Origin of the sequence: Streptomyces sp. NPDC058751 (genome assembly GCF_042746485.1) — a bacterium.
Lineage (GTDB): Bacteria > Actinomycetota > Actinomycetes > Streptomycetales > Streptomycetaceae > Streptomyces.
The window spans coordinates 16,451-36,849 of the sequence record NZ_JBHYPZ010000020.1 but is presented as its reverse complement, the minus strand read 5'-3'; the positions used below and the strand labels follow the sequence as shown (position 1 = coordinate 36,849).

Genomic DNA, 20,399 nt, shown 5'->3' with positions numbered 1-20,399 from the left:
GGTGAGCGAACAGGACCCGTATCTGATCATCTCCTCCGACTGCCACGCCGGACTCCCCACCGAGGAGTACCGGCCCTATCTGGACTCCCGGTTCCACCGGGACTTCGACGAGTTCCTCGCGGGCCAGGGCCGGCGCCGCGAGGAGATGAACCGCCTGGGCATCCGCAACGAGGCGTTCGCGGACAAGTGGTTCCAGGACAACGAGGAGGGCCTGCGCGGCGGCTGGGACACCGCGCAGCGCCTCAAGGAGCTGGACGGCGACGGTGTGGCGGCCGAGGTCGTCTTCCCCGACGCGGACGCCGTGGACAGCCGCACCGCGGCCCCGTTCGGCGTGGGCCTCGGCCTCTCCGGCGACCAGGACCCCGAACTCGGCATGGCGGGCGCGCGGGCCCACAACCGCTGGCTCGCCGACTTCGTCTCCGAACACCCCGAACGGCACTGCGGAGTCGCCCTGCTGCCGGTCACCGGGGAGACCGGGAAGGTCGTCGCCGAGGTGTACCGCGCCAAGGAGGCGGGCCTCGGCGCGCTGATGATCCCCTCCATGTGGGTCGACAAGGAGCCCTACCACGACCGCCGTTACGACCCCGTGTGGGCTGCGGCCGCCGAGTGCGCGATGCCCGTGCTCACCCACTCCGGCGCCGCGCCCCGCCACGAGTACGGCGACCACCTGGGGATCTACGTCTCCGAGGTGACCTGGTGGCCCGCGCGCCCCCTGTGGTTCCTGCTCTGGTCGGGCGCCTTCGAGCGGCACCCGGGGCTGCGGTTCGGTGTCGCCGAGTCCGGCTGCTGGTGGCTGCCCAACCTGCTGTGGTTCATGGACCGGCTGTACCTCGGCGCGCACGGCGGCAAGAAGCTGTCGCCCTTCGCGGAGCTGAAGCGGCCCCCGCACGAGTACCTGGACCGGCAGGTCTTCGTCTGCGCCACCAACACCAAGCGCCGTGAGCTGGCCCAGCGTTACGAGATCGGCGTCGACAACATCCTCTGGGGCAGCGACTTCCCGCACCCCGAGGGCACCTGGCCCGACACCCGGGCGTGGCTGGCGAGGACCTTCCACGACATCCCCGTGGCGGAGACCCGCCGCATGCTCGGCCTCGCGGCGGCCGAGGTGTTCGGCTTCGACGTCGGTGAACTGGCCCCGATCGCCCGGCGGATCGGACCGACCCCGGCCGAACTGGGCCAGGACGAGGACCAGTCGGCGGTCGAGGCGTCCTGGGCGCGCTCGCGCGAGGTGGGCCGCCACTGGCTGACGGACCACGACTTCCCCGTCCTGGGAGTGAGCCCGTGACGGCCGGGGACCGCGCCGGCGCAGAGGGCGGCACGGGCGCCGAGGACCGCTACACCGTCATCTCCGCCGACTGCCACGCGGGCGCCGACCTCCTCGACTACAAGCCGTACCTGGAGCGCCGGTACCACGACGACTTCGACGCCTGGGCCGCCGTCTACGTCAACCCGTACGAGGACCTGCTCGCCGACACCGCCGACCGGAACTGGAACTCCGCGCGGCGGCTCGCGGAGCTGGAGGAGGACGGCATCGTCGCGGAGGTGGTCTTCCCGAACACCATCCCGCCGTTCTTCCCGTCGGCCTCCCTCATGGCACCGGCCCCGACGGCGGCGGAGTTCGAGCTGCGGTGGGCCGGGCTGCGGGCCCACAACCGCTGGCTCGCCGACTTCTGCGCGGCGGCGCCCGGCCGGCGCGCGGGTGTCTTCCAGATCCTCCTGAACGACGTCGACGCGGCGGTCGAGGAGATCCACCGGTCGGCGGGCGCCGGACTCGGGGGCGGGCTGCTGCTGCCCGGCACACCCCCCGGCTCGGGCCTGCCCGAGCTGTACTCACGGGCGTACGACCCGGTCTGGGCGGCCTGCGCCGAGCTGGGCGTCCCGGTGAACCACCACGCGGGCTCCGCCTCGCCGCCGCTCGGGGACGAACCGGCGGCCCGCGCGGTCTTCATGGTGGAGACGACCTGGTTCTCGCACCGGGCGCTGTGGCACCTGGTGTTCGGCGGCGCGTTCCGCCGGCACCCCGGCCTGAGGCTGGTGCTCACCGAGCAGGGCTCGGGCTGGATCCCCGGGGTGCTCGACATGCTGGACTACTACCACGGCCGGCTGGTCGCGGCGGCGGGCAGGGCGTCGACGGCCGAGTCGAAGTTCGGCGCCGGGCTGGCCACGGCGATGGGCGAACGCCCTTCCGAGGTCTGGCGCGAGAACTGCTTCGTCGGGGCCAGTTTCATGCGTCCCCACGAGGTCCCGCTGCGCGACCGCATCGGCCTCGACAAGATCATGTGGGGCAGCGACTACCCGCACGACGAGGGCACCCACCCCTACACCCGCGAGGGACTGCGCTTCGCCTACGCGGGCCTGCCGCGCGAGGAGGTCGCCGCCATGGTCGGCGGCAACGCGGCCCGCGTCTACGGCTTCGACCTCGCCCACCTCGACGAGATCGCCGCCAAGGCCGGCCCCACGGTGGCCGAGATCGCCGAACCCCTGGACACCCCGCCCGCCGACGCGACGAGCCCGGTGTTCGCGAGAGGAGGCTCGGTGCGCGTGTGGTGAGCACGGGGTCCGCGCGGGCGCGGCGACCGCCGGCGCCGCGCCCGGAGCGGCGGGCGGGGGGCGTACGGCCCCCGCGGTACGGCCCCCGCGGTACGGCCCCGCGTGAACGCTCTTGGCGGAGACCGCCGGGAAATCGGCGCGTACCGCCGGTAATACTTGTTGGTAACAGCCTCTGTACGCGGCCGACCAGCGCATCTACGGTTCACCCATGCCGAACCTGCCCGATGTCGTGCTCTGGTCGATACCCGCGTTCGTCCTCCTCGCCGTGATCGAGATGGTGAGCGTCCGCGTCCATCCGGACGAGGACGCCGCCGGGTACGAGACGAAGGACGCCGCGACGAGCCTCGGCATGGGACTCGGCAGCCTGTTCTTCGACTTCCTGTGGAAGATCCCGATCGTCGCGGTCTACACGGCGCTCTACGAACTGACGCCGCTGCGGGTGCCGGTCCTGTGGTGGACGATCCCGCTGATGCTGCTCGCCCAGGACTTCTTCTACTACTGGTCCCACCGCGGCCACCACGTGATCCGCCTCCTGTGGGCCTGCCACGTCGTGCACCACTCCAGCCGGAAGTTCAACCTCACCACCGCGCTGCGCCAGCCCTGGACCGGCTGGACGTCGTGGCCGTTCTACCTCCCGATGGTCGCGCTCGGGGTGCACCCGGCCGCGCTCGCGTTCTGCTCGTCGGTGAGCCTCGTCTACCAGTTCTGGATCCACACCGAGCGCATCGACAAGATGCCCCGCTGGTTCGAGTCCGTCCTCAACACGCCCTCCCACCACCGCGTCCACCACGCCTCCCAGGGCGGCTACCTGGACCGCAACTTCGGCGGCATCCTCATCGTCTGGGACCGGCTCTTCGGATCGTTCGTCGCGGAGACCGAACGGCCCGTCTACGGGCTCACCAAGAACATCTCCATGTACAACCCGCTGCGCGTGGCCACCCACGAGTACACCGCCATCGCCCGCGACCTGAGGGCGGCGGCGAACTGGCGCGAGCGCGCCGGACGGCTCCTCGGCGGGCCCGGCTGGCAGCCCGCCCCGCCGGCCGCCGCGCAGGCCCCGGCCGCGGAACCCGTCGCGTGAGCCCGCGCACCGCGCGCGTCCTGCTCGTCTGCTTCGCGCTGGCGGCGGCCGCCGACCTCCTCTCGCTGCTCGCCGGATACGGTGCCGGGCACCGGATCGCCAAGCCGCTCCTGATGCCGCTGCTCGCCGCGTACGCCGGCGCACGCGGCGCACCACGGCTGCTCCTCGCGGCCCTGTTCCTCGGCTGGTGCGGCGACCTCGCGCTCATGTCCGACGCCGACCCCGCCTTCCTCGCCGGCATGGCCTCCTTCGCGGCGGGGCACGTGTACTACCTCGTGCTTTTCCGCAGGACGGCACGCGTACGGGACGTACGGCTCGTCCTCGCGTACGCCACGGCCCTGGTCGCCCTCGTCGTCCTGCTGTGGCCCGGCCTGCCGGCCGGCCTGCGCGTCCCCGTCGCCGGTTACAGCCTGCTGCTGACCGCGATGGCCTACGGGGCCACGCGCCTCGGGCCCGTCGCGGCGCTCGGCGGCGCCCTCTTCATGCTCTCGGACACGCTGATCGCCACCGGCGCGGCCGACTGGCCACAGCTCCCGAAGGCGGCCTTCTGGGTCATGCTCACGTACATCGCGGCCCAGTTCCTGCTGGTCCGCGGGGTGCTCGACCCCCTCGGCGCGCGACGCGCGTCCGCGGCGGCGTACGGTGAGGTGCGCTCGACCACCCCCTGAGCGCATCCCCCCCGCTTCGCACGAGAAGGATCCTCGCCATGCGCGCCACCACCATCCACGCCCCGTTCGACATGCGTGTGGAGGAGGTGCCCGAGCCCATGGTGCAGCTTCCCACCGACGCGATCGTGCGGGTGCTGCGTTCCTGCATCTGCGGCAGCGACCTGTGGGCGTACCGGGGCGAGGCGGCCCGGCAGCCGGGCCAGCGGATCGGGCACGAGTTCCTCGGCGTCGTGGAGGAGACGGGCTCCGCGGTGACCGGCGTCCGGCGCGGCGACCTGGTCGTGGCGCCCTTCATGTGGTCCGACGGCGTGTGCGAGTACTGCCGGGACGGGCTCACCACCTCGTGCGTGCACGGCGGCTTCTGGGGCTCCGTCGGCTACGACGGCGGCCAGGGCGAGGCCGTGCGCGTCCCCTTCGCCGACGGCACCCTCGTGCAGCTGCCCAAGGAGGCGGCCTCCGACGACCACCTGCTGTCCGCGCTGCTGACGCTCTCCGACGTCCTCGGCACCGGCCACCACGCGGCCCTCGGCGCCGGTGTCCGCAAGGGCGCGACCGTCGCCGTCGTGGGCGACGGGGCCGTCGGCCTGTGCGCCGTCCTCGCGGCCAAGCGGCTCGGCGCCGAGCGGATCATCGCACTCGGCCGCCACCAGGTCCGCACCGACATCGCCCGCCGCTTCGGCGCCACGGACGTCGTCGCCGAGCGCGGCGAGGCGGCCGTCGAGGCCGTCCGCGAGCTGACCGGGGGCCAGGGCGCGATGTGCGTCGTCGAGGCGGTCGGCACCGAGCAGTCCATGAGCACGGCCGTGAACATCACCCGCGACGGCGGCGCGATCGGCTTCGTCGGAGTGCCCCACGGCAGTGGTACGGGCCTCGACCTGGGCGTCATGTTCGACCGGAACATCGCCCTGCGCGGCGGGGTCGCCCCGGTGCGCGCGTACATCCCCGAGCTGCTGCCCGACGTCCTCGACGGCACCATCGACCCGTCGCCGGTCTTCGACATGACCGTCGGCCTGGAGGGCGTGCCCGAGGGCTACAAGGCGATGGACGAGCGGACGGCGCTGAAGGTCCTCGTCACCGGCTGACACGGTCCCCGAACCCGGGCACCGGCCGGGTCACCGGCCCGTGCCCGTACCCGTCGGGCACCGGTGCCCTCAGGCCCAGCGCGCGGGGTCCGTCCCCCAGCGGCCCGGCGGGCGCGACCAGTCGGTGGGGCCGCCGGTGAAGGAGACCGGGGGCAGGGCGTGGCGGAGACGGCCGACGGGGCCGGTCCGCTCGGCCAGCCAGGCGTCGGGGTGGTCGTACGGTTCCCCCACCGTGGCGTCCGGTACGGCACCGGGTTCCTCCGACGAGGGGGCGGGCGCCGTACGCGCCGAGGGGGCGGGCGCCGCGCCGGGTTCCCCCTTCGAGGGGGCCGGTGCCGTGCCGGGTGCCCCCGCTCGCCCGGTCCCGTCCGTCAGCCACATCGCCGTGCGCGCCAGTGCCAGCCGTACGACGCGGCCGTGGCCCCGCTCCAGCCGTTCGGTCAGCGCCCGCAGGACCGCGGCCGCCAGCAGGTAGCCGGTGCCGTGGTCGAGCGCCTGTGCCGGCAGCGCGCCCGGCCGCCCGGCCGATCCCTCCGTCACCGCGATCCCGGTGGCCACCTGCACCAGGCTGTCGAAGCCCCGCCGTCCGCCCCAGGGCCCGTACGTCCCCCACGCCGACACCTGCGCCACCACGAGCCCGGGACGACGCTCGGCCAGTGCTTCGGGGGAGAGGCCGAAGCGGTCCAGGGCGCCGGGCCGGTACCCGGTGACGACCACGTCCGCCGAGGCCAGCAGCTCGTCGAGGGCGCGGCGGTCCGCCGCCAGGTCCAGCAGGGCCGAGCGCTTGCCGAAGCCCGTGTCCGCGTGCGCGTCCGGGTCCTCGGGCAGCCCGGGCGCGTCCACGCGCAGCACGTCGGCGCCCAGCAGGGCGAGGGTACGGGTGGCGACCGGGCCCGCGATGACCCGGGTCAGGTCCAGGACGCGCACGCCGGCGGCGGGCAGCAGCGGACCGCCGGCGGACAGCGGGGCGAGGCCCCCCGCCCTCGTCCCGGCGGACCCGCCCGGCCCGGCCGGAGCGTCCCGGTCGGCAGGCGGGTTCCGCTCGATCAGCGGGTGCTCCGCCAGGGCGAGGCCCTGAGCGTGTGCGGCCCACTCCCGTGGCGTGCGCAGCGCGACGGCGAGGCCGCCGGCGGCGTACACCGTCTCCTCGGTCTCCCGCGCGGAACGCCCGGCGAGCAGGGCGGCCACCTCCTCGGGGCCGGCGTCGTCCGGCGCGCCCAGCGCGTCCAGCAGCCGGGCCCGGTGGTGCGGATAGTTCGCGTGCGTCCGCACCCAGCCGTCCGCGGTCCGCCAGAACCGGGACAGCGGGGCGAAGTTCAGCGGCGCGCGTCCGTCGATCCGCAGGTGCCGTTCGCTGACGAAGGCCGTGGCGACGGCGCCGTCGTCCACGCTCACCCCGGGGACCCGCGCGAGCCCGGCCCGCCGGGCCCCCAGCTCGGCGGCCGCGAGCGCGCAGACCCCCACGCAGGCACGTGCCGACTCGCGTACGGGCAGGGCCGATTCCAGCGCCCCCGCCCGTGCCACGGTCGACACCCCAAAGAGCAGCGCCGGGTCTCCGCCCAGTTCCTCCCACACAGCGGCCATCGGTGTACGCGTCATACCGGCACTATGCGGTGTGGACGCGATCAACACGGGAGGCGGCCCCGACGGCGTGGCCCCGGCCGCCGTCCTGTGCGGCGGGCGGGGGCAGGGGGGGTTGGGGGGGGGGGTGGTGTGGGCCCGCAGGGGGGGGTGGCTGGCGGGTCCGTAGAAGCCGTTCACGTGCTTGCCGCCGACGCAGGTCGCGTCGACGACGCCGTCTCCGTTGCCGTCGTACGGTTCGGCCGGGCAACCCGGGTTGTCGGCCTCGGCCTTGAGGAGGAGCTGGAGCTGGGCGGCCGTCGCCCAGGGGTACCTGGACTTCAGGAGCGCGGCCACGCCGGCGACGTGCGGGGTCGCCATCGAGGTGCCCTGCAGGAAGCCGTACGCGTTGTTCGGCAGCGTGGAGAGGATGCGGCCGTTCTTCGAGGGCGTGTCCGGGATCTGGTAGCGGTCGCCGCCAGGGGCCGCGACGTCGACGACGCCCTTCCCGTAACTGGAGAAGTAGGACTTGGCGCCCTTGACGCCGGTCGAGGAGACCGTGACGACACCGGGCAGCTGGGTCGGGACGTCGAAGCACTCGTGCGGGTCGACCGTCCGCGTCGTGGGGGTCGAGTCGTCGGGGCTGGAGTCGTCGGTCAGGGCGTCCGAGTCGAGGTCGTCGTTGGAGTTGCCCGCCGCGGCGACGTTCAGCGTGCCCTTCCGCTGGGCGTAGAGCTGGGCGCGGTTGACGGCGTCGACGATGGCCTTCTGGTCGGGGTCGTCGAGGCAGTTGTACAGCCACGGGTCCACGTAGTAGCTGTTGTTGGTGATCTCGACGCCGTGGTCGGCGGCGAACACGAAGGCGCACACGACGCTCTCCGGGAAGAAGAGCTGGGTGGAGTCGGGCTCGGCGACGGTGATGCCGGCGACCTTCACGCCCGGCGCGACACCCGCGACACCGATGCCGTTGCGGGCGGCCGCGATCTCTCCCGCGACGTGCGTGCCGTGGTAGTGGTCGGCGTCCGCCGGGCGCCAGGAACCGGACGTCGTGTCCGGCTTGCCGCCCACGCAGTTCGCCGACTGCGACGCGGAGAAGTTGGGCGCGATGTCGGGGTGCGTGTCGTCGACGCCGGTGTCGATCACCGCGACGGTCACCTTCCTGCTGCCGGGGTTGACCGCGGCGGCCTTGTCGGCGCCTATCGCGCGCAGGTCCCACTGGTCGGCCTCGAGGGGCTCCTGGCCCGCGTCGGCGCTCTTCGCGACCTCGGCGGCCTCGGTGGCGGACAGCACCTGCACCGCGCCCTCGTCCGTCGTGCCCGCGGGCTTCAGCGGCGAGGTGCGGGTGGCACCGGCCGACTGCACTCCGCGCACCGTCCGGATCTGCCGGCCGAAGTCCGGGTTCGTGGAGTGGACGACGATCACGCCGATCTGCTCGTACGCGATGACGACACTGCCGCCGGCCGCGCCGATCGCCCGCTTCACCGCCGCGACCGTGCGGTGGTCCGTCGCCGTGTTGACCACGTACGAGAGGTTCGGCCCCTCCGCGGTCGTCGCGGCGGGCGTGCCGAGAGGGGCGGCCGACGCGACGCCCGGCAGGAAGCCGAGCGAGGCGGTGAGCGACAGAACGACCGGCACGGCGAGGGCGAGACGGTGCCTGGAACGCAGATGAGCCATGGGATCTCCACATCATCCGGAAAACGGAGATGCCCGAACACGGATGGTGCTCGGGCAGGTACATGACGGAATGGTGCAGGCAGAAGCTATCCCGTCGCCGACCGGGCCAGCAATGACTTCCGGTGACGACTTCCGAAAGAAGCCGGGCGGGTTGAACCGGTCCACGCGTGGCGCCGTGACCTTGGGCAGGGAGCCCGTGGACGATCGATTCCCCTACGTGGATCACGGAAAGGATGCGAACGGTTTCATTCCGTCACGAGACGCACGCCGAGGTGAGGTCGAAGTCCCATGTCCGTACCCGAACCGTCCCCGTCCGCCGGCCCCGACCCGTCCCCGTTCCCCGTCGCAACCACACCCGCAACGCGAGGAGACACCGTGGCCACCGACGCACCACCACCCGCGCGGACCGGAGCCCAACTCCCGTCCACGGAGAAGTTCGTCGAGATGCAGGAGAGCACCGAATTCGGTGAACTCCGCAGCTCCTACCGCTCGTTCGCCTTCCCGCTGACCGTCGGATTCATCTTCTGGTACCTGCTGTACGTCCTGCTCTCGAACTACGCGGGCGACTTCATGGGCACCAAGCTGTTCGGCAACGTCAACGTCGCCCTGGTGCTCGGCCTCGCCCAGTTCCTCACCACCTTCCTCATCGCCTGGTGGTACTCACGGCACGCGGCCGCCCAGCTCGACCCCAAGGCCGAGGCCATCAAGTCCCGGATGGAGGGCGGCGCATGAGCCCCGTACGGACCACCGCGCACCAGACCGTGCTGGCCGCGGGCGAGGCGAGCGAGCACCGCCCGCTGATCATCACCCTGTTCGCGGTGTTCGTCGCCGCGACCCTCGTCATCACCGTCTGGGCCGGCCGCCAGACCAAGGACGCCGCCGACTTCTACGCGGGCGGACGCCAGTTCACCGGATTCCAGAACGGACTCGCCGTCTCCGGCGACTACATGTCCGCCGCCTCCTTCCTCGGCATCGCCGGCGCGATCGCCCTCTTCGGCTACGACGGCTTCCTGTACTCCATCGGCTTCCTGGTCGCCTGGCTGGTCGCCCTGCTCCTGGTCGCCGAACCCCTGCGCAACTCCGGCCGCTACACGATGGGCGACGTCCTCGCCTACCGCATGCGCCAGCGCCCGGTGCGCACCGCCGCGGGCACCTCCACCATCGTCGTGTCGATCTTCTACCTGCTGGCCCAGATGGCGGGCGCGGGCGTCCTCGTCTCGCTGCTCCTCGGCATCACCAGCGACGGCGGCAAGATCGGCATCGTCGCGCTCGTCGGCGTCCTGATGATCGTGTACGTCACCATCGGCGGCATGAAGGGCACCACCTGGGTGCAGATGGTCAAGGCGGTCCTGCTCATCGCCGGCGCCCTGCTGCTCACCTTCCTCGTCCTGCTGAAGTTCCACTTCAACATCTCCGATCTGCTGGGCAGTGCGGCCGAGAACAGCGGCAAGGGCTCGCCCTTCCTGGAACCCGGCCTCAAGTACGGGGCCACGTCCACCACCAAGCTGGACTTCATCTCCCTCGGCATGGCGCTGGTCCTCGGCACCGCCGGCCTGCCGCACATCCTGATCCGTTTCTACACCGTGCCCACGGCCAAGACCGCGCGGAAGTCGGTCAACTGGGCGATCGGCCTCATCGGAGCCTTCTACCTGATGACCCTCGCCCTCGGCTTCGGCGCCGCCGCGCTGATCAAGCCGGACGAGATCGTCGCCTCCAACAAGGCGGGCAACACCGCCGCACCCCTGCTCGCCCTCCATCTCGGTGGCGTGGACTCCAACTGGGGCGCGATCCTGCTCGCCACCATCTCCGCCGTCGCCTTCGCCACGATCCTCGCGGTCGTCGCGGGACTGACGCTCGCCTCGTCCTCCTCCTTCGCGCACGACATCTACGCGAACGTGATCAAGAAGGGGCAGGCGTCGGAGAAGGAGGAGATGAAGGCCGCCAGGTACGCGACGGTCGGCATCGGTGCCGTGTCCATCCTGCTGGGCGCCCTCGCCCGCGACCTCAACGTCGCCGGCCTCGTCGCCCTCGCCTTCGCGGTCGCCGCCTCCGCCAACCTGCCGACGATCCTCTACAGCCTGTTCTGGAAGAGGTTCACCACCGCGGGCGCCCTCTGGTCGATCTACGGCGGCCTGGCCACGGCGGTCGGCCTGGTGCTGTTCTCCCCGGTCGTCTCCGGCAAGCCCAGCTCGATGTTCCCGGACGTCGACTTCCACTGGTTCCCGCTGGAGAACCCCGGCCTCATCTCCATCCCCGTCGGCTTCCTGCTGGGCTGGCTGGGCACCCTGCTCTCCAAGGAAGAACCCGACGCCGGCAAGTTCGCGGAGCTGGAGGTCCGCTCCCTGACCGGCACCGGGGCGCACTAGCCACCGGCATCGCGCGGGCCCGTCGGGGCCACCGGCGGACCACCGCCGGCGGGTACCCACGACGGGCCCGCGCCGCGTTCCGGGGGATCGGCCGCTGTTCCTGTCGGTGCCGTCGCGTAGGCTCACAGGTATCCCGAGAAAGAGATCGGTACCGAGGGAGGGGGCCACGTGCTCATCGACACCTACGGCCGGGTCGCCACCGACCTGCGTGTCTCACTGACGGACCGGTGCAACCTCCGCTGCACGTACTGCATGCCCGAGGAGGGACTGCAGTGGCTCGCCAAGCCCGACCTGCTCACCGACGACGAGATCGTCCGCCTGATAGGGATCGCGGTCACCCTCCTCGGCATCGAAGAGGTCCGCTTCACCGGCGGTGAGCCCCTGCTGCGCCCCGGACTGCCCGGCATCGTCGAGCGGGTCGCGGCCCTCGCCCCCCGCCCGCAGATGTCCCTCACCACCAACGGCATCGGCCTCAAGCGCACCGCGAACGCCCTGAAGGCCGCCGGCCTTGACCGGGTGAACGTCTCGCTGGACACCCTGCGGCCCGACGTCTTCAAGATCCTCACCCGCCGGGACCGTCACAAGGACGTCGTCGAGGGGCTCGAAGCCGCCCGCGAGGCCGGCCTGACCCCCGTCAAGATCAACTCGGTGCTGATGCCGGGCCTGAACGCCGACGAGGCCCCGGACCTGCTGGCCTGGGCCATGGAGCACGACTACGAACTCCGCTTCATCGAGCAGATGCCCCTGGACGCCCAGCACGGCTGGAAGCGCGAGGGCATGGTCACCGCCGGCGACATCCTCGCCTCGCTGCGCACCCGCTTCCACCTGGCCGAGGAAGGCGCGAAGGAGCGGGGCTCCGCGCCCGCCGAGCGCTGGATCGTCGACGGCGGCCCGCACCGCGTCGGGGTGATCGCCTCGGTCACCCGCCCGTTCTGCGCGGCCTGCGACCGCACCCGCCTCACCGCCGACGGCCAGGTGCGCACCTGCCTGTTCGCCGCGGAGGAGACCGACCTGCGGGGCGCGCTGCGCTCGGGCGCGCCCGACGAGGAGATCGCCCGCCTCTGGCGGGTCGCGATGTGGGGCAAGAAGGCGGGAGCGGGCCTGGACGACCCGTCGTTCGTGCAGCCCGACCGCCCGATGTCCGCGATCGGCGGCTAGGGCGACCGCCCGATCCGGGGCCGGCGGCCGGACCGACCGCGCGCCGCCGGTGACCGGTGGCTGACGGGAGTGGCGGCTGACGGGATGGGCGGGAGCGGCTATGCCTGCCCGCCCTCCGCGGGCCGGGAGGACTCCCACTCGGCGAGGGGCACGACGTCCTTCAGGAACCCGCGCACCCCGAGGAACTGCGACAGGTGCTCGCGGTGCTCCTCGCACGCGAGCCAGGTCTTGCGGCGCTCGGGCGTGTGCAGCTTCGGGTTGTTCCAGGCGATCACCCACACGGCGTCCGCGCGACAGGCCTTGGCCGAGCAGACGGGGGAGGCGGGACCGGAGCCGGGGGCGTTCGAGATCACCCTGCCGACCCTAGCCGAGGCCTCGTGGCACGCGCTCCGCGCGGTGGGCGGAAGCGCCCGGCGGCCGGCTCCGAAGGCCGCCCACGGGCCGCGCTCCGAGGGGTCGCAAAGGCGACGCCGAGCAGCCACGGGGGGAGCTGCCCGGCGTCGGTCCGTCGCTCCGACGGGGGATGCGGAGCGCGTACGAAGTATGTCACGGGTAACCCGCCGCCCGGCACCGGAACAACATGATTGATCTGAGCTTTTCTTGAGCTTGCCCGCGCGGGGACATTCCGTTTCCGGATGATCCGCCGACGTCAGTCCGAAGCCGAACAGGCCTTTTTCCGGGGCGAGTTCGGCTCCGGCCCGGTCTCAGCCCCGGTCGTGCGGCTCGGCCCCCGGACGCGCCTCGGGACCGGTCGCGGCGCCCTCGGAGGCCCCCTCCCCGGAGCCGTCCTGGCGGGGCGGCGCGATCATCGGACGCGACGGAGCGCCGACGAAGGTCGAGGGGAGCGAGGGCGCGTTCTCACGTCCGGCGTTGGCGACGACCACGGCGATGTACGGGAGGAGGATCCCGAGGACCAGAGCGACCAGAGCGACGGGCCGCTCGACGTTCCACAGGGTCGCCGCCAGGATCACCGCCACCGTACGGACGGACATCGAGATGACATAGCGGCGCTGCCGGCCGCGCACATCGTCGTCCAGGCTCTGTCTGGCCCCGGTGATCCGGAAGACCTGGACGTTGCTCTGCTTCCTGATCACGCTCCACCACCTGCCTGTGTCGGACACTCCCCGGTCCGTACCCGGCACGAACCCGTTCGGGAAGCGGACCGGACTGCGTCCACGGTACGCCGCGTCTGCGCAGCCTTCGAGACCGGGGCACGTCCCGTCCGCCCGGACACGGTGCGCCGTAGCGCGTACGGCTCCGCCCGGCATGCGCCGTATGGCGGACAGCCGGAGACTGGCCGTACCGCTCGCGGAGAGCGGCACGAGGAGGCGGACATGGGCTGGCTGTGGGCGATCATCGTCGGGTTCGTGCTGGGCCTGATCGCCAAGGCGATCATTCCGGGCAAGCAGCACAGCCCCCTCTGGCTGACCACCGTCTTCGGCATCCTCGGAGCGATCGTCGGCAACGCGATCGCCCGGGGCATCGGCATCGCCGAGACCAGGGGCATCGACTGGGGACGGCACGCGCTGCAGCTCGCCGCCGCGATCGTGATCGTCTTCCTCGGCGACATGCTCTACATCGCCCTGCGGGGCGACAAGGTCAGGGCCTGAGACCGGCGCACCGCCGCCCGGCCCGTCCGTGAGCGGCGGAACGACGGAGGGGCGGCCCCGCCGGGGAGCCGCCCCTCCGTACCGCGCGGACGCCGCCGCGGGAGGCCTCAGCCGCCCGTGACCTCGACCGCGGCCAGGCTCTTCTTGCCCCGGCGCAGCACCAGCCAGCGCCCGTGCAGCAGGTCCTCCTTCGCCGGGACCGCGTCCTCGGCGCCGACCTTCACGTTGTTCACGTAGGCGCCGCCCTCCTTGACCGTGCGGCGCGCGGCCGACTTGCTGGCCACCAGGCCGACCTCCGCGAACAGGTCCACGACCAGACCCGCCTCGGCGACCTGGATGTGCGGCACCTCGGACAGGGCCGCGGCGAGCGTGCGCTCGTCGAGGTCGGTCAGCTCGCCCTGCCCGAAGAGGGCCTTGGACGCGGCGATCACGGCGGCCGTCTGGTCGGCGCCGTGCACCAGCGTCGTCAGCTCCTCGGCCAGCGCGCGCTGGGCGGCACGGGCCTGCGGACGCTCCTCGGTCTGCTTCTCCAGCTCCTCCAGCTCCTCGGGGGACCTGAAGGACAGGATGCGCATGTACGTCGAGACGTCACGGTCGTCCACGTTCAGCCAGAACTGGTAGAACGCGTACGGCGTCGTCATCTCGGGGTCGAGCCAGACGGCGCCGCCCTCGGTCTTGCCGAACTTGGTGCCGTCCGCCTTGACCATCAGCGGCGTCGCCAGCGCGTGCACGTGCGCCGTCGGCTCCAGGCGGTGGATCAGGTCCAGGCCCGCCGTGAGGTTGCCCCACTGGTCGCTGCCGCCCTGCTGGAGGGTGCAGCCGTACCGGCGGTACAGCTCCAGGAAGTCCATGCCCTGGAGCAGCTGGTAGCTGAACTCCGTGTAGCTGATGCCCTCCTCGGACTCCAGGCGACGGGCCACGGAGTCCTTGGTCAGCATCTTGTTGACGCGGAAGTGCTTGCCGATGTCCCGCAGGAACTCGATGGCCGACAGCCCGGCCGTCCAGTCCAGGTTGTTCACCATGACCGCGGGGTTCTCGCCCTCGAAGGACAGGAACGGCTCGATCTGCGAACGCAGCCGCGTCACCCAGTTCGCGACCGTCTCCGGGTCGTTCAGGGTGCGCTCGGCCGTCGGGCGGGGGTCGCCGATCTGGCCCGTCGCCCCGCCCACCAGGGCGAGCGGCCGCAGCCCGGCCCGCTGGAGCCGGCGCATCGTGAGCACCTGCACGAGGTGGCCGACGTGCAGGCTGGGCGCGGTCGGGTCGAAGCCGCAATAGAACGTGACGGGACCGTCCGCGAGCGCCTTGCGCAAAGCATCTTCGTCGGTGGACAGGGAGAACAGGCCCCGCCACTTCAGCTCGTCGACGATGTCCGTCACGGTTCTCGTATCTCCTCGGGTGGTCTCGTGAATCAGGTACGAGGTTATACGCCCTGGCTGACAGAACTCATATTGAAATCCGGCACCCGCAGCGCGGGCATCGCGGCCCGGGTGAACCAGTCGCTCCACTCGCGGGGCAGCGTCTTCTCCGTCCGTCCCGCCTCCACGGCCCGGCCCAGCAGGTCCACCGGGGACTCGTTGAACCGGAAGTTGTTCACCTCGCCCACGACCTCGCCGTCCTCGACGAGGTAGACGCCGTCACGGGTGAGCCCGGTCAGCAGCAGCGTCGCCGGGTCGACCTCGCGGATGTACCAGAGACAGGTCAGCAGCAGACCGCGCTCGGTGGCGGCGACCATCTCCTCCAGGGAGCGGTCCTCCCCGCCGTCCAGGACGAGGTTCCCGATCGACGGCGTCACCGGCAGCCCGGTCAGGTCCGCGCTGTGCCGGGTGGTGGACAGGTGCCGCAGCTCGCCCTCCCGGATCCAGTCGGTGGCCCCCAGCGGCAGCCCGTTGTCGAACACGGAGGCGTCGTCGCCCGAGGAGTGCGCGAGCACGAAGGGAGCGGACTCCAGCCCCGGCTCGTTCGGGTCGCTGCGCAGCGTCAGCGGCAGATCCGTCAGCCGCTCGCCGATCCGCGTGCCGCCGCCGGGCTTGCTGAAGACGGTCCGGCCCTCGGCGGCGTCCCGGGCGGCGGCCGACCACATCTGGTAGATCAGCAGGTCCGCGACCGCGGTCGGCGGCAGCAGGGTCTCGTAGCGTCCGGCGGGCAGCTCGACGCGCCGCTCCGCCCAGCCGAGCCGCACCGCCAGCTCCGCGTCCATCGAGGCGGGGTCGACGTCCTTGAAGTCCCGCGTCGAGCGTCCCGCCCAGGCCGAACGCGTACGGTCCGGGGACTTGGCGTTGACCTCCAGCGTCCCGTTCGGCTGGTCGTGCCGCAGCCGCAGCCCCGTCGACGTGCCGAGGTAGCTGGAGACCAGCTCGTGGTTGGCGAAGCCGTACAGCTCACGGCCGCCCGCCCGCGCGCGGGCGAACGCCTCGCCGAGCGCCGGCGCGAAGTCGGCGAAGACGGTGGAGGACGTCTCGGCGGGCGCGTCCGTGAAGTCGGGGGACTCCGGCACGCCCGTCACCAGCGGCCGGCCGTCCTCGGCGGGACCGGCGCCGCGCGCCGCCGCCTCGGCCGCCCGCACCAGGGGCTCCAGCTCGTCGGCGGTCACGGCCGAACGCGAGACCACGCCGGACGCGGTGCCCTCGCGCCCGTCGACGGTGGCGATCACGGTGAGCGTGCGCCCGCGCGTGACCCCGTTCGTGGTGAGCGCGTTCCCCGCCCATCGGAGGTTGGCGGTGGACTGCTCGTCCGCGATCACCACACAGCCGTCGGCCCGGGACAGTTCGAGGGCGCGCTCGACGATCTCGTGCGGCTTGTTCGTACGGGCGCTCATCGACCGGCCTCCTGGGTGGTGTTGAGGATGTTGACACCCTTGAAGAGGGCGGAGGGGCAGCCGTGCGAGACCGCGGCGACCTGGCCCGGCTGGGCCTTGCCGCAGTTGAAGGCACCGCCGAGGACGTACGTCTGGGGGCCGCCGACCGCGGCCATCGAACCCCAGAAGTCTGTGGTCGTCGCCTGGTACGCGACATCACGGAGCTGACCCGTGATCCGGCCGTTCTCGATCCTGAAGAAGCGCTGGCCGGTGAACTGGAAGTTGTAGCGCTGCATGTCGATGGACCAGGACCGGTCGCCGACGACGTAGATGCCGCGGTCGACGCCGCCGATCAGGTCCTCGGTGGACAGCCCGCCGGGATCGGGGCGCAGCGAGACGTTGGCCATGCGCTGCACGGGAACGTGCCGGGGGGAGTCGGCGTACGCGCATCCGTTGGAGCGCTCGAAGCCGGTCAGGTTCGCGATCCGCCGGTCGAGCTGGTAGCCGACGAGCGTGCCCTTCTTCACCAGGTCCCAGGACTGGCCCTCGACGCCCTCGTCGTCGTACCCGATGGTCGCCAGACCGTGCTCGGCGGTGCGGTCACCGGTCACGTTCATCAGGTCGGAGCCGTACTTGAGCCTGCCGAGCTGGTCGAAGGTGGCGAAGGAGGTCCCGGCGTACGCCGCCTCGTACCCGAGCGCGCGGTCCAGCTCGGTCGCGTGCCCGATGGACTCGTGGATGGTCAGCCACAGGTTGGACGGGTCGACGACGAGGTCGTACACCCCCGCCTCCACGCTCGGCGCCCGCATCTTCTCCGCGAGCAGCCCGGGGATCCGCTCCAGCTCGCCGTCCCAGTCCCAGCCGGTGCCCTGGAGGTACTCCCAGCCCCGCCCGACCGGGGGCGCGATCGTCCGCATCGAGTCGAACTCGCCGCTGGACTCGTCGACGGCCACCGCCGTGAACTGCGGGTGCAGCCGCACCCGCTGCTGCGTGGTGACGGTCCCGGCCGTGTCCGCGTAGAACTTGTTCTCGTGCACGGTCAGCAGGGACGCGTCGACGTGACTGACGCCGTCGGCCGCCAGCAGCCGCGCGCTCCAGTCGGCCAGCAGCCCCGCCTTCTCCTCGTCCGGCACGGAGAAGGGATCGATCTCGTACGACGAGACCCACGTCTTCTCGGCGTGCACCGGCTCCCGGGCCAGCTCCACCCTCTCGTCCGACCCGGCCGCCTTGATCACCTGGGCCGACAGCTTCGCCATCGCCACGGCCTGCGAGGCGACCTTCGCGGCCGCGTCCATCGTCAGGTCCACACCCGAGGCGAACCCCCAGGTCCCGCCGTGCACGACCCGTACCGCGTACCCCAGGTCCGTGGTGTCCGACGATCCGGCCGGCTTGGCGTCGCGCAGCCGCCAGGCCGCGCTGCGCACCCGCTCGAACCGGAAGTCCGCGTGATCGGCGCCCAGCGCCCGCGCCCGCGCGAGCGCGGCGTCGGCGAGTGCGCGCAGCGGTAGCGCCGTGAAGGCTTCGTCGATCGAATGAGGCACCGAGGTCTCCCTGCTGTCGTGGCCCGTCGGGTCCGATCATGTCGCGCGGGCGGGTGCGGCGGCCACGCCTTTGCCCGGACCGGGCGCGTCTTTCGGCCGCGGGCCGTCCGTCTTCCGGCCGTACGGCCCCCGTTTTCTGTAGGGATCCGACAGCAGTCACCCGAAGCCACTGTCGGTGCCCGATTCCCTGGGAGGCCGGACGGACCGATAGGTTTTCGAGGGAAGGCGCCTGTGCTGCAGGGGTTTCAGTCCGCTAACGAAAGGGTGATCCGTTGAGCCGCTCGGTTCTCGTCACCGGAGGCAACCGGGGCATCGGCCTCGCCATCGCCCGCGCATTCGCCGACGCAGGCGACAAGGTCGCCATCACGTACCGGTCCGGTGAGCCGCCGGCCGCCCTGATGGAACTGGGGTGCCTGGCGGTCAAGTGCGACATCACCGACAGCGAGCAGGTGGAGCAGGCCTACAAGGAGATCGAGGCCGAGCACGGCCCGGTCGAGGTCCTGATCGCCAACGCCGGCGTCACCAAGGACCAGTTGCTGATGCGCATGTCCGAGGAGGACTTCACCTCGGTCGTCGACACCAACCTCACCGGTACCTTCCGCGTGGTCAAGCGTGCCAACCGCGGCATGCTGCGCGCCAAGAAGGGCCGCGTCGTGCTGGTCTCCTCGGTCGTCGGACTGCTCGGCTCGGCGGGGCAGGCGAACTACGCCGCCTCCAAGGCCGCCCTTGTAGGCTTCGCACGCTCGCTCGCCCGTGAGCTCGGCTCGCGCAACATCACCTTCAACGTCGTCGCGCCCGGCTTCGTCGACACCGACATGACCAAGGTGCTCACCGACGAGCAGCGCGCCGGAATCGTGTCGCAGGTGCCGCTCGGCCGTTACGCGCAGCCGGAGGAGATCGCCGCGACGGTGCGGTTCCTCGCCTCGGACGACGCCTCGTACATCACTGGAGCCGTCATCCCCGTTGACGGCGGACTGGGAATGGGTCACTGATCACCATGAGCGGAATTCTCGAGGGCAAGCGCGTCCTGATCACCGGTGTGCTGATGGAGTCCTCCATCGCGTTCCACACCGCCAAGCTGGCCCAGGAGCAGGGCGCCGAGATCATCCTGACCGCGTTCCCGCGGCCCACGCTGACCGAGCGCATCGCCAAGAAGCTCCCCAAGCCCACCAAGGTCATCGAGCTCGACGTCACCAACGAGGAGCACCTCGGGCGTCTGGCCGACATCGTCGGCGAGGAGCTCGGCGGACTCGACGGCGTCGTGCACTCCATCGGCTTCGCGCCGCAGGACGCCCTCGGCGGCAACTTCCTCAACACGCCGTTCGAGTCGGTCGCCACGGCCATGCACGTCTCGGCGTACTCCCTGAAGTCGCTGACCATGGCCTGCCTGCCGCTGATGCAGAACGGCGGCTCGGTCGTCGGCCTCACCTTCGACGCCCAGTACGCCTGGCCGCAGTACGACTGGATGGGCCCGGCCAAGGCCGCCCTGGAGGCCACCAGCCGCTACATGGCGCGTGACCTGGGCAAGCAGAACATCCGCTGCAACCTCATCTCCGCCGGCCCCATCGGCTCCATGGCCGCCAAGTCCATCCCGGGCTTCGGCGAGCTGGCCGCCGTCTGGGACAGCCGTTCCCCGCTGGAGTGGGACCTGAAGGACCCGGAGCCGGCCGGCAAGGGTGTCGTCGCCCTCCTGAGCGACTGGTTCCCGAAGACCACGGGCGAGATCATCCACGTGGACGGCGGTCTGCACGCCGTCGGCGCGTAAGCGCCCGCACGCGGCCTCGACGCCCCGTTCCCCGCAGCGCGCGGGGAGCGGGGCGTCCCCCGTTCGGCCCATTCGGCCGGGCGGTCGGGACCCCGGGACCGGCACGCTGGGAGGACGCACCGCCCGCCCCGCAGCCGTACGGCCGAGGAGGTCCCCTTGTGCGCCTGTCCCGCCGCTTTGCTCCGGTGTCCGCCGCTGTCGCCCTGGTCCTGGCCGTCCCGTACGACGCGATGTCCCTCCCGCGCGCGGAGGGTGCGGGCGAAGGGTCCCGGCAGGCCGCCGTGGACGTGGGGGCGCGGCGGCCCGCCGTACCCCAGCCGTTCGGCGCCGAGTGCCGGATCACCGTCACCGGCTCCCGTGCCGTCGCGTACTGCCACAACCCCTATGTGGGCACCGACCGCGTCGCTCTGCACGTCGAGTGCGCCCGCTGGTGGGACATCGACAGCGACAGCGCCCCGGCCGAGGTCGGACCGGCGATGACGGTCCGGCTGGCCGGCCGCTGCTGGAAGGAGATCCGCGCGGTCTGGATCACGCACGAGGAGTGAGGTCC

At 72.1% G+C, this 20,399-nt stretch carries 18 protein-coding genes and 1 pseudogene; 12 read left to right on the top strand and 7 right to left on the bottom strand.

What is annotated here, in order from left to right:
• Window position 1: 1 nt before the first annotated feature.
• From ACFW6B_RS19670 to ACFW6B_RS19650, 5 genes are all read left to right on the top strand, one after another.
• Window positions 2-1,285, top strand: a complete 1,284-nt coding sequence (locus ACFW6B_RS19670; protein ID WP_386597718.1) for an amidohydrolase family protein — start codon at window positions 2-4, stop codon at window positions 1,283-1,285.
• Complete coding sequence (locus ACFW6B_RS19665; protein ID WP_386597716.1) at window positions 1,282-2,550, top strand: amidohydrolase family protein; 1,269 nt, start codon at window positions 1,282-1,284, stop codon at window positions 2,548-2,550. Before ACFW6B_RS19670 ends, ACFW6B_RS19665 begins: the two co-directional genes overlap by 4 nt.
• A 208-nt stretch (window positions 2,551-2,758) precedes the next feature.
• A complete protein-coding gene (locus ACFW6B_RS19660) occupies window positions 2,759-3,631 on the top strand; it encodes a sterol desaturase family protein (protein WP_386597713.1) in 873 nt (290 codons plus the stop codon).
• Window positions 3,628-4,299 (top strand): lysoplasmalogenase, encoded by a 672-nt coding sequence (locus ACFW6B_RS19655; protein WP_386597711.1) that lies wholly within the window; start codon window positions 3,628-3,630, stop codon window positions 4,297-4,299. Before ACFW6B_RS19660 ends, ACFW6B_RS19655 begins: the two co-directional genes overlap by 4 nt.
• Window positions 4,300-4,337: 38 nt before the next feature.
• A complete protein-coding gene (locus ACFW6B_RS19650) occupies window positions 4,338-5,381 on the top strand; it encodes a zinc-dependent alcohol dehydrogenase family protein (protein ID WP_386597709.1) in 1,044 nt (347 codons plus the stop codon).
• A gap of 69 nt (window positions 5,382-5,450) precedes the next feature.
• On the opposite strand, the gene ACFW6B_RS19645 is transcribed toward ACFW6B_RS19650, so the two are convergent.
• Together ACFW6B_RS19645 and ACFW6B_RS19640 are read right to left on the bottom strand one after the other, a co-directional pair.
• Window positions 5,451-6,980 carry a CoA transferase gene (locus ACFW6B_RS19645; RefSeq protein WP_386597816.1) on the bottom strand — a complete coding sequence of 510 codons (1,530 nt, stop codon included), beginning with the start codon at window positions 6,978-6,980 and terminating at the stop codon, window positions 5,451-5,453.
• A 117-nt stretch (window positions 6,981-7,097) separates the two neighbouring features.
• Window positions 7,098-8,615 (bottom strand): annotated as a pseudogene (locus ACFW6B_RS19640) (S8 family serine peptidase); the annotation flags it as partial.
• A 375-nt stretch (window positions 8,616-8,990) separates the two neighbouring features.
• Between ACFW6B_RS19640 and ACFW6B_RS19635 the strand changes: the two are divergent.
• The 3 genes from ACFW6B_RS19635 to moaA all read left to right on the top strand — a co-directional run bounded on the left by ACFW6B_RS19635 (window position 8,991) and on the right by moaA (window position 12,139).
• The gene (locus ACFW6B_RS19635) at window positions 8,991-9,347 is read left to right on the top strand and encodes a DUF485 domain-containing protein (RefSeq protein WP_386597706.1); all 357 of its coding nucleotides are present in this window, start codon (window positions 8,991-8,993) and stop codon (window positions 9,345-9,347) included.
• Window positions 9,344-10,981, top strand: coding sequence for a cation acetate symporter (locus tag ACFW6B_RS19630; protein ID WP_386597704.1), 1,638 nt, complete (start codon window positions 9,344-9,346; stop codon window positions 10,979-10,981). Before ACFW6B_RS19635 ends, ACFW6B_RS19630 begins: the two co-directional genes overlap by 4 nt.
• A 168-nt stretch (window positions 10,982-11,149) precedes the next feature.
• Complete coding sequence (moaA, locus tag ACFW6B_RS19625; RefSeq protein WP_386597702.1) at window positions 11,150-12,139, top strand: GTP 3',8-cyclase MoaA; 990 nt, start codon at window positions 11,150-11,152, stop codon at window positions 12,137-12,139.
• Between the two features lie 98 nt (window positions 12,140-12,237).
• Here moaA and ACFW6B_RS19620 read toward each other — a convergent pair whose 3' ends face one another.
• Both ACFW6B_RS19620 and ACFW6B_RS19615 read right to left on the bottom strand, forming a co-directional pair.
• Window positions 12,238-12,492: a hypothetical protein gene (locus ACFW6B_RS19620; protein ID WP_386597700.1), complete on the bottom strand. Its 255-nt coding sequence runs from the start codon at window positions 12,490-12,492 to the stop codon at window positions 12,238-12,240.
• Window positions 12,493-12,843: 351 nt separating this feature from the next.
• A complete protein-coding gene (locus ACFW6B_RS19615) occupies window positions 12,844-13,233 on the bottom strand; it encodes a DUF3099 domain-containing protein (protein ID WP_386597698.1) in 390 nt (129 codons plus the stop codon).
• Window positions 13,234-13,473: 240 nt separating this feature from the next.
• On the opposite strand from ACFW6B_RS19615, the gene ACFW6B_RS19610 reads away from it, so the two are divergent.
• Window positions 13,474-13,749, top strand: coding sequence for a GlsB/YeaQ/YmgE family stress response membrane protein (locus tag ACFW6B_RS19610; protein ID WP_386597696.1), 276 nt, complete (start codon window positions 13,474-13,476; stop codon window positions 13,747-13,749).
• Window positions 13,750-13,856: 107 nt separating this feature from the next.
• On the opposite strand, the gene tyrS is transcribed toward ACFW6B_RS19610, so the two are convergent.
• From tyrS to ACFW6B_RS19595, 3 genes are read right to left on the bottom strand one after another with little or no spacing between them, the layout of a single operon-like run.
• A complete protein-coding gene (tyrS, locus tag ACFW6B_RS19605; RefSeq protein WP_386597695.1) occupies window positions 13,857-15,125 on the bottom strand; it encodes a tyrosine--tRNA ligase in 1,269 nt (422 codons plus the stop codon).
• A 44-nt stretch (window positions 15,126-15,169) separates the two neighbouring features.
• Window positions 15,170-16,564 (bottom strand): metallopeptidase TldD-related protein, encoded by a 1,395-nt coding sequence (locus ACFW6B_RS19600; protein WP_386597693.1) that lies wholly within the window; start codon window positions 16,562-16,564, stop codon window positions 15,170-15,172.
• Window positions 16,561-18,084: a TldD/PmbA family protein gene (locus tag ACFW6B_RS19595; protein WP_386597690.1), complete on the bottom strand. Its 1,524-nt coding sequence runs from the start codon at window positions 18,082-18,084 to the stop codon at window positions 16,561-16,563. The genes ACFW6B_RS19600 and ACFW6B_RS19595 overlap by 4 nt, the downstream gene beginning before the upstream one ends.
• Window positions 18,085-18,356: 272 nt before the next feature.
• Here ACFW6B_RS19595 and fabG point away from each other — a divergent pair, with 272 nt between their 5' ends.
• The 3 genes from fabG to ACFW6B_RS19580 all read left to right on the top strand — a co-directional run bounded on the left by fabG (window position 18,357) and on the right by ACFW6B_RS19580 (window position 20,394).
• The gene (fabG, locus tag ACFW6B_RS19590) at window positions 18,357-19,076 is read left to right on the top strand and encodes a 3-oxoacyl-[acyl-carrier-protein] reductase (protein ID WP_386597688.1); all 720 of its coding nucleotides are present in this window, start codon (window positions 18,357-18,359) and stop codon (window positions 19,074-19,076) included.
• 5 nt (window positions 19,077-19,081) lie between these two features.
• Entirely contained in the window at window positions 19,082-19,849 is a 768-nt protein-coding gene (gene fabI, locus ACFW6B_RS19585; protein ID WP_386597686.1) for an enoyl-ACP reductase FabI, read from the top strand.
• A gap of 158 nt (window positions 19,850-20,007) precedes the next feature.
• Complete coding sequence (locus ACFW6B_RS19580; RefSeq protein WP_386597684.1) at window positions 20,008-20,394, top strand: hypothetical protein; 387 nt, start codon at window positions 20,008-20,010, stop codon at window positions 20,392-20,394.
• The last annotated feature ends 5 nt before the right edge of the window (window positions 20,395-20,399 follow it).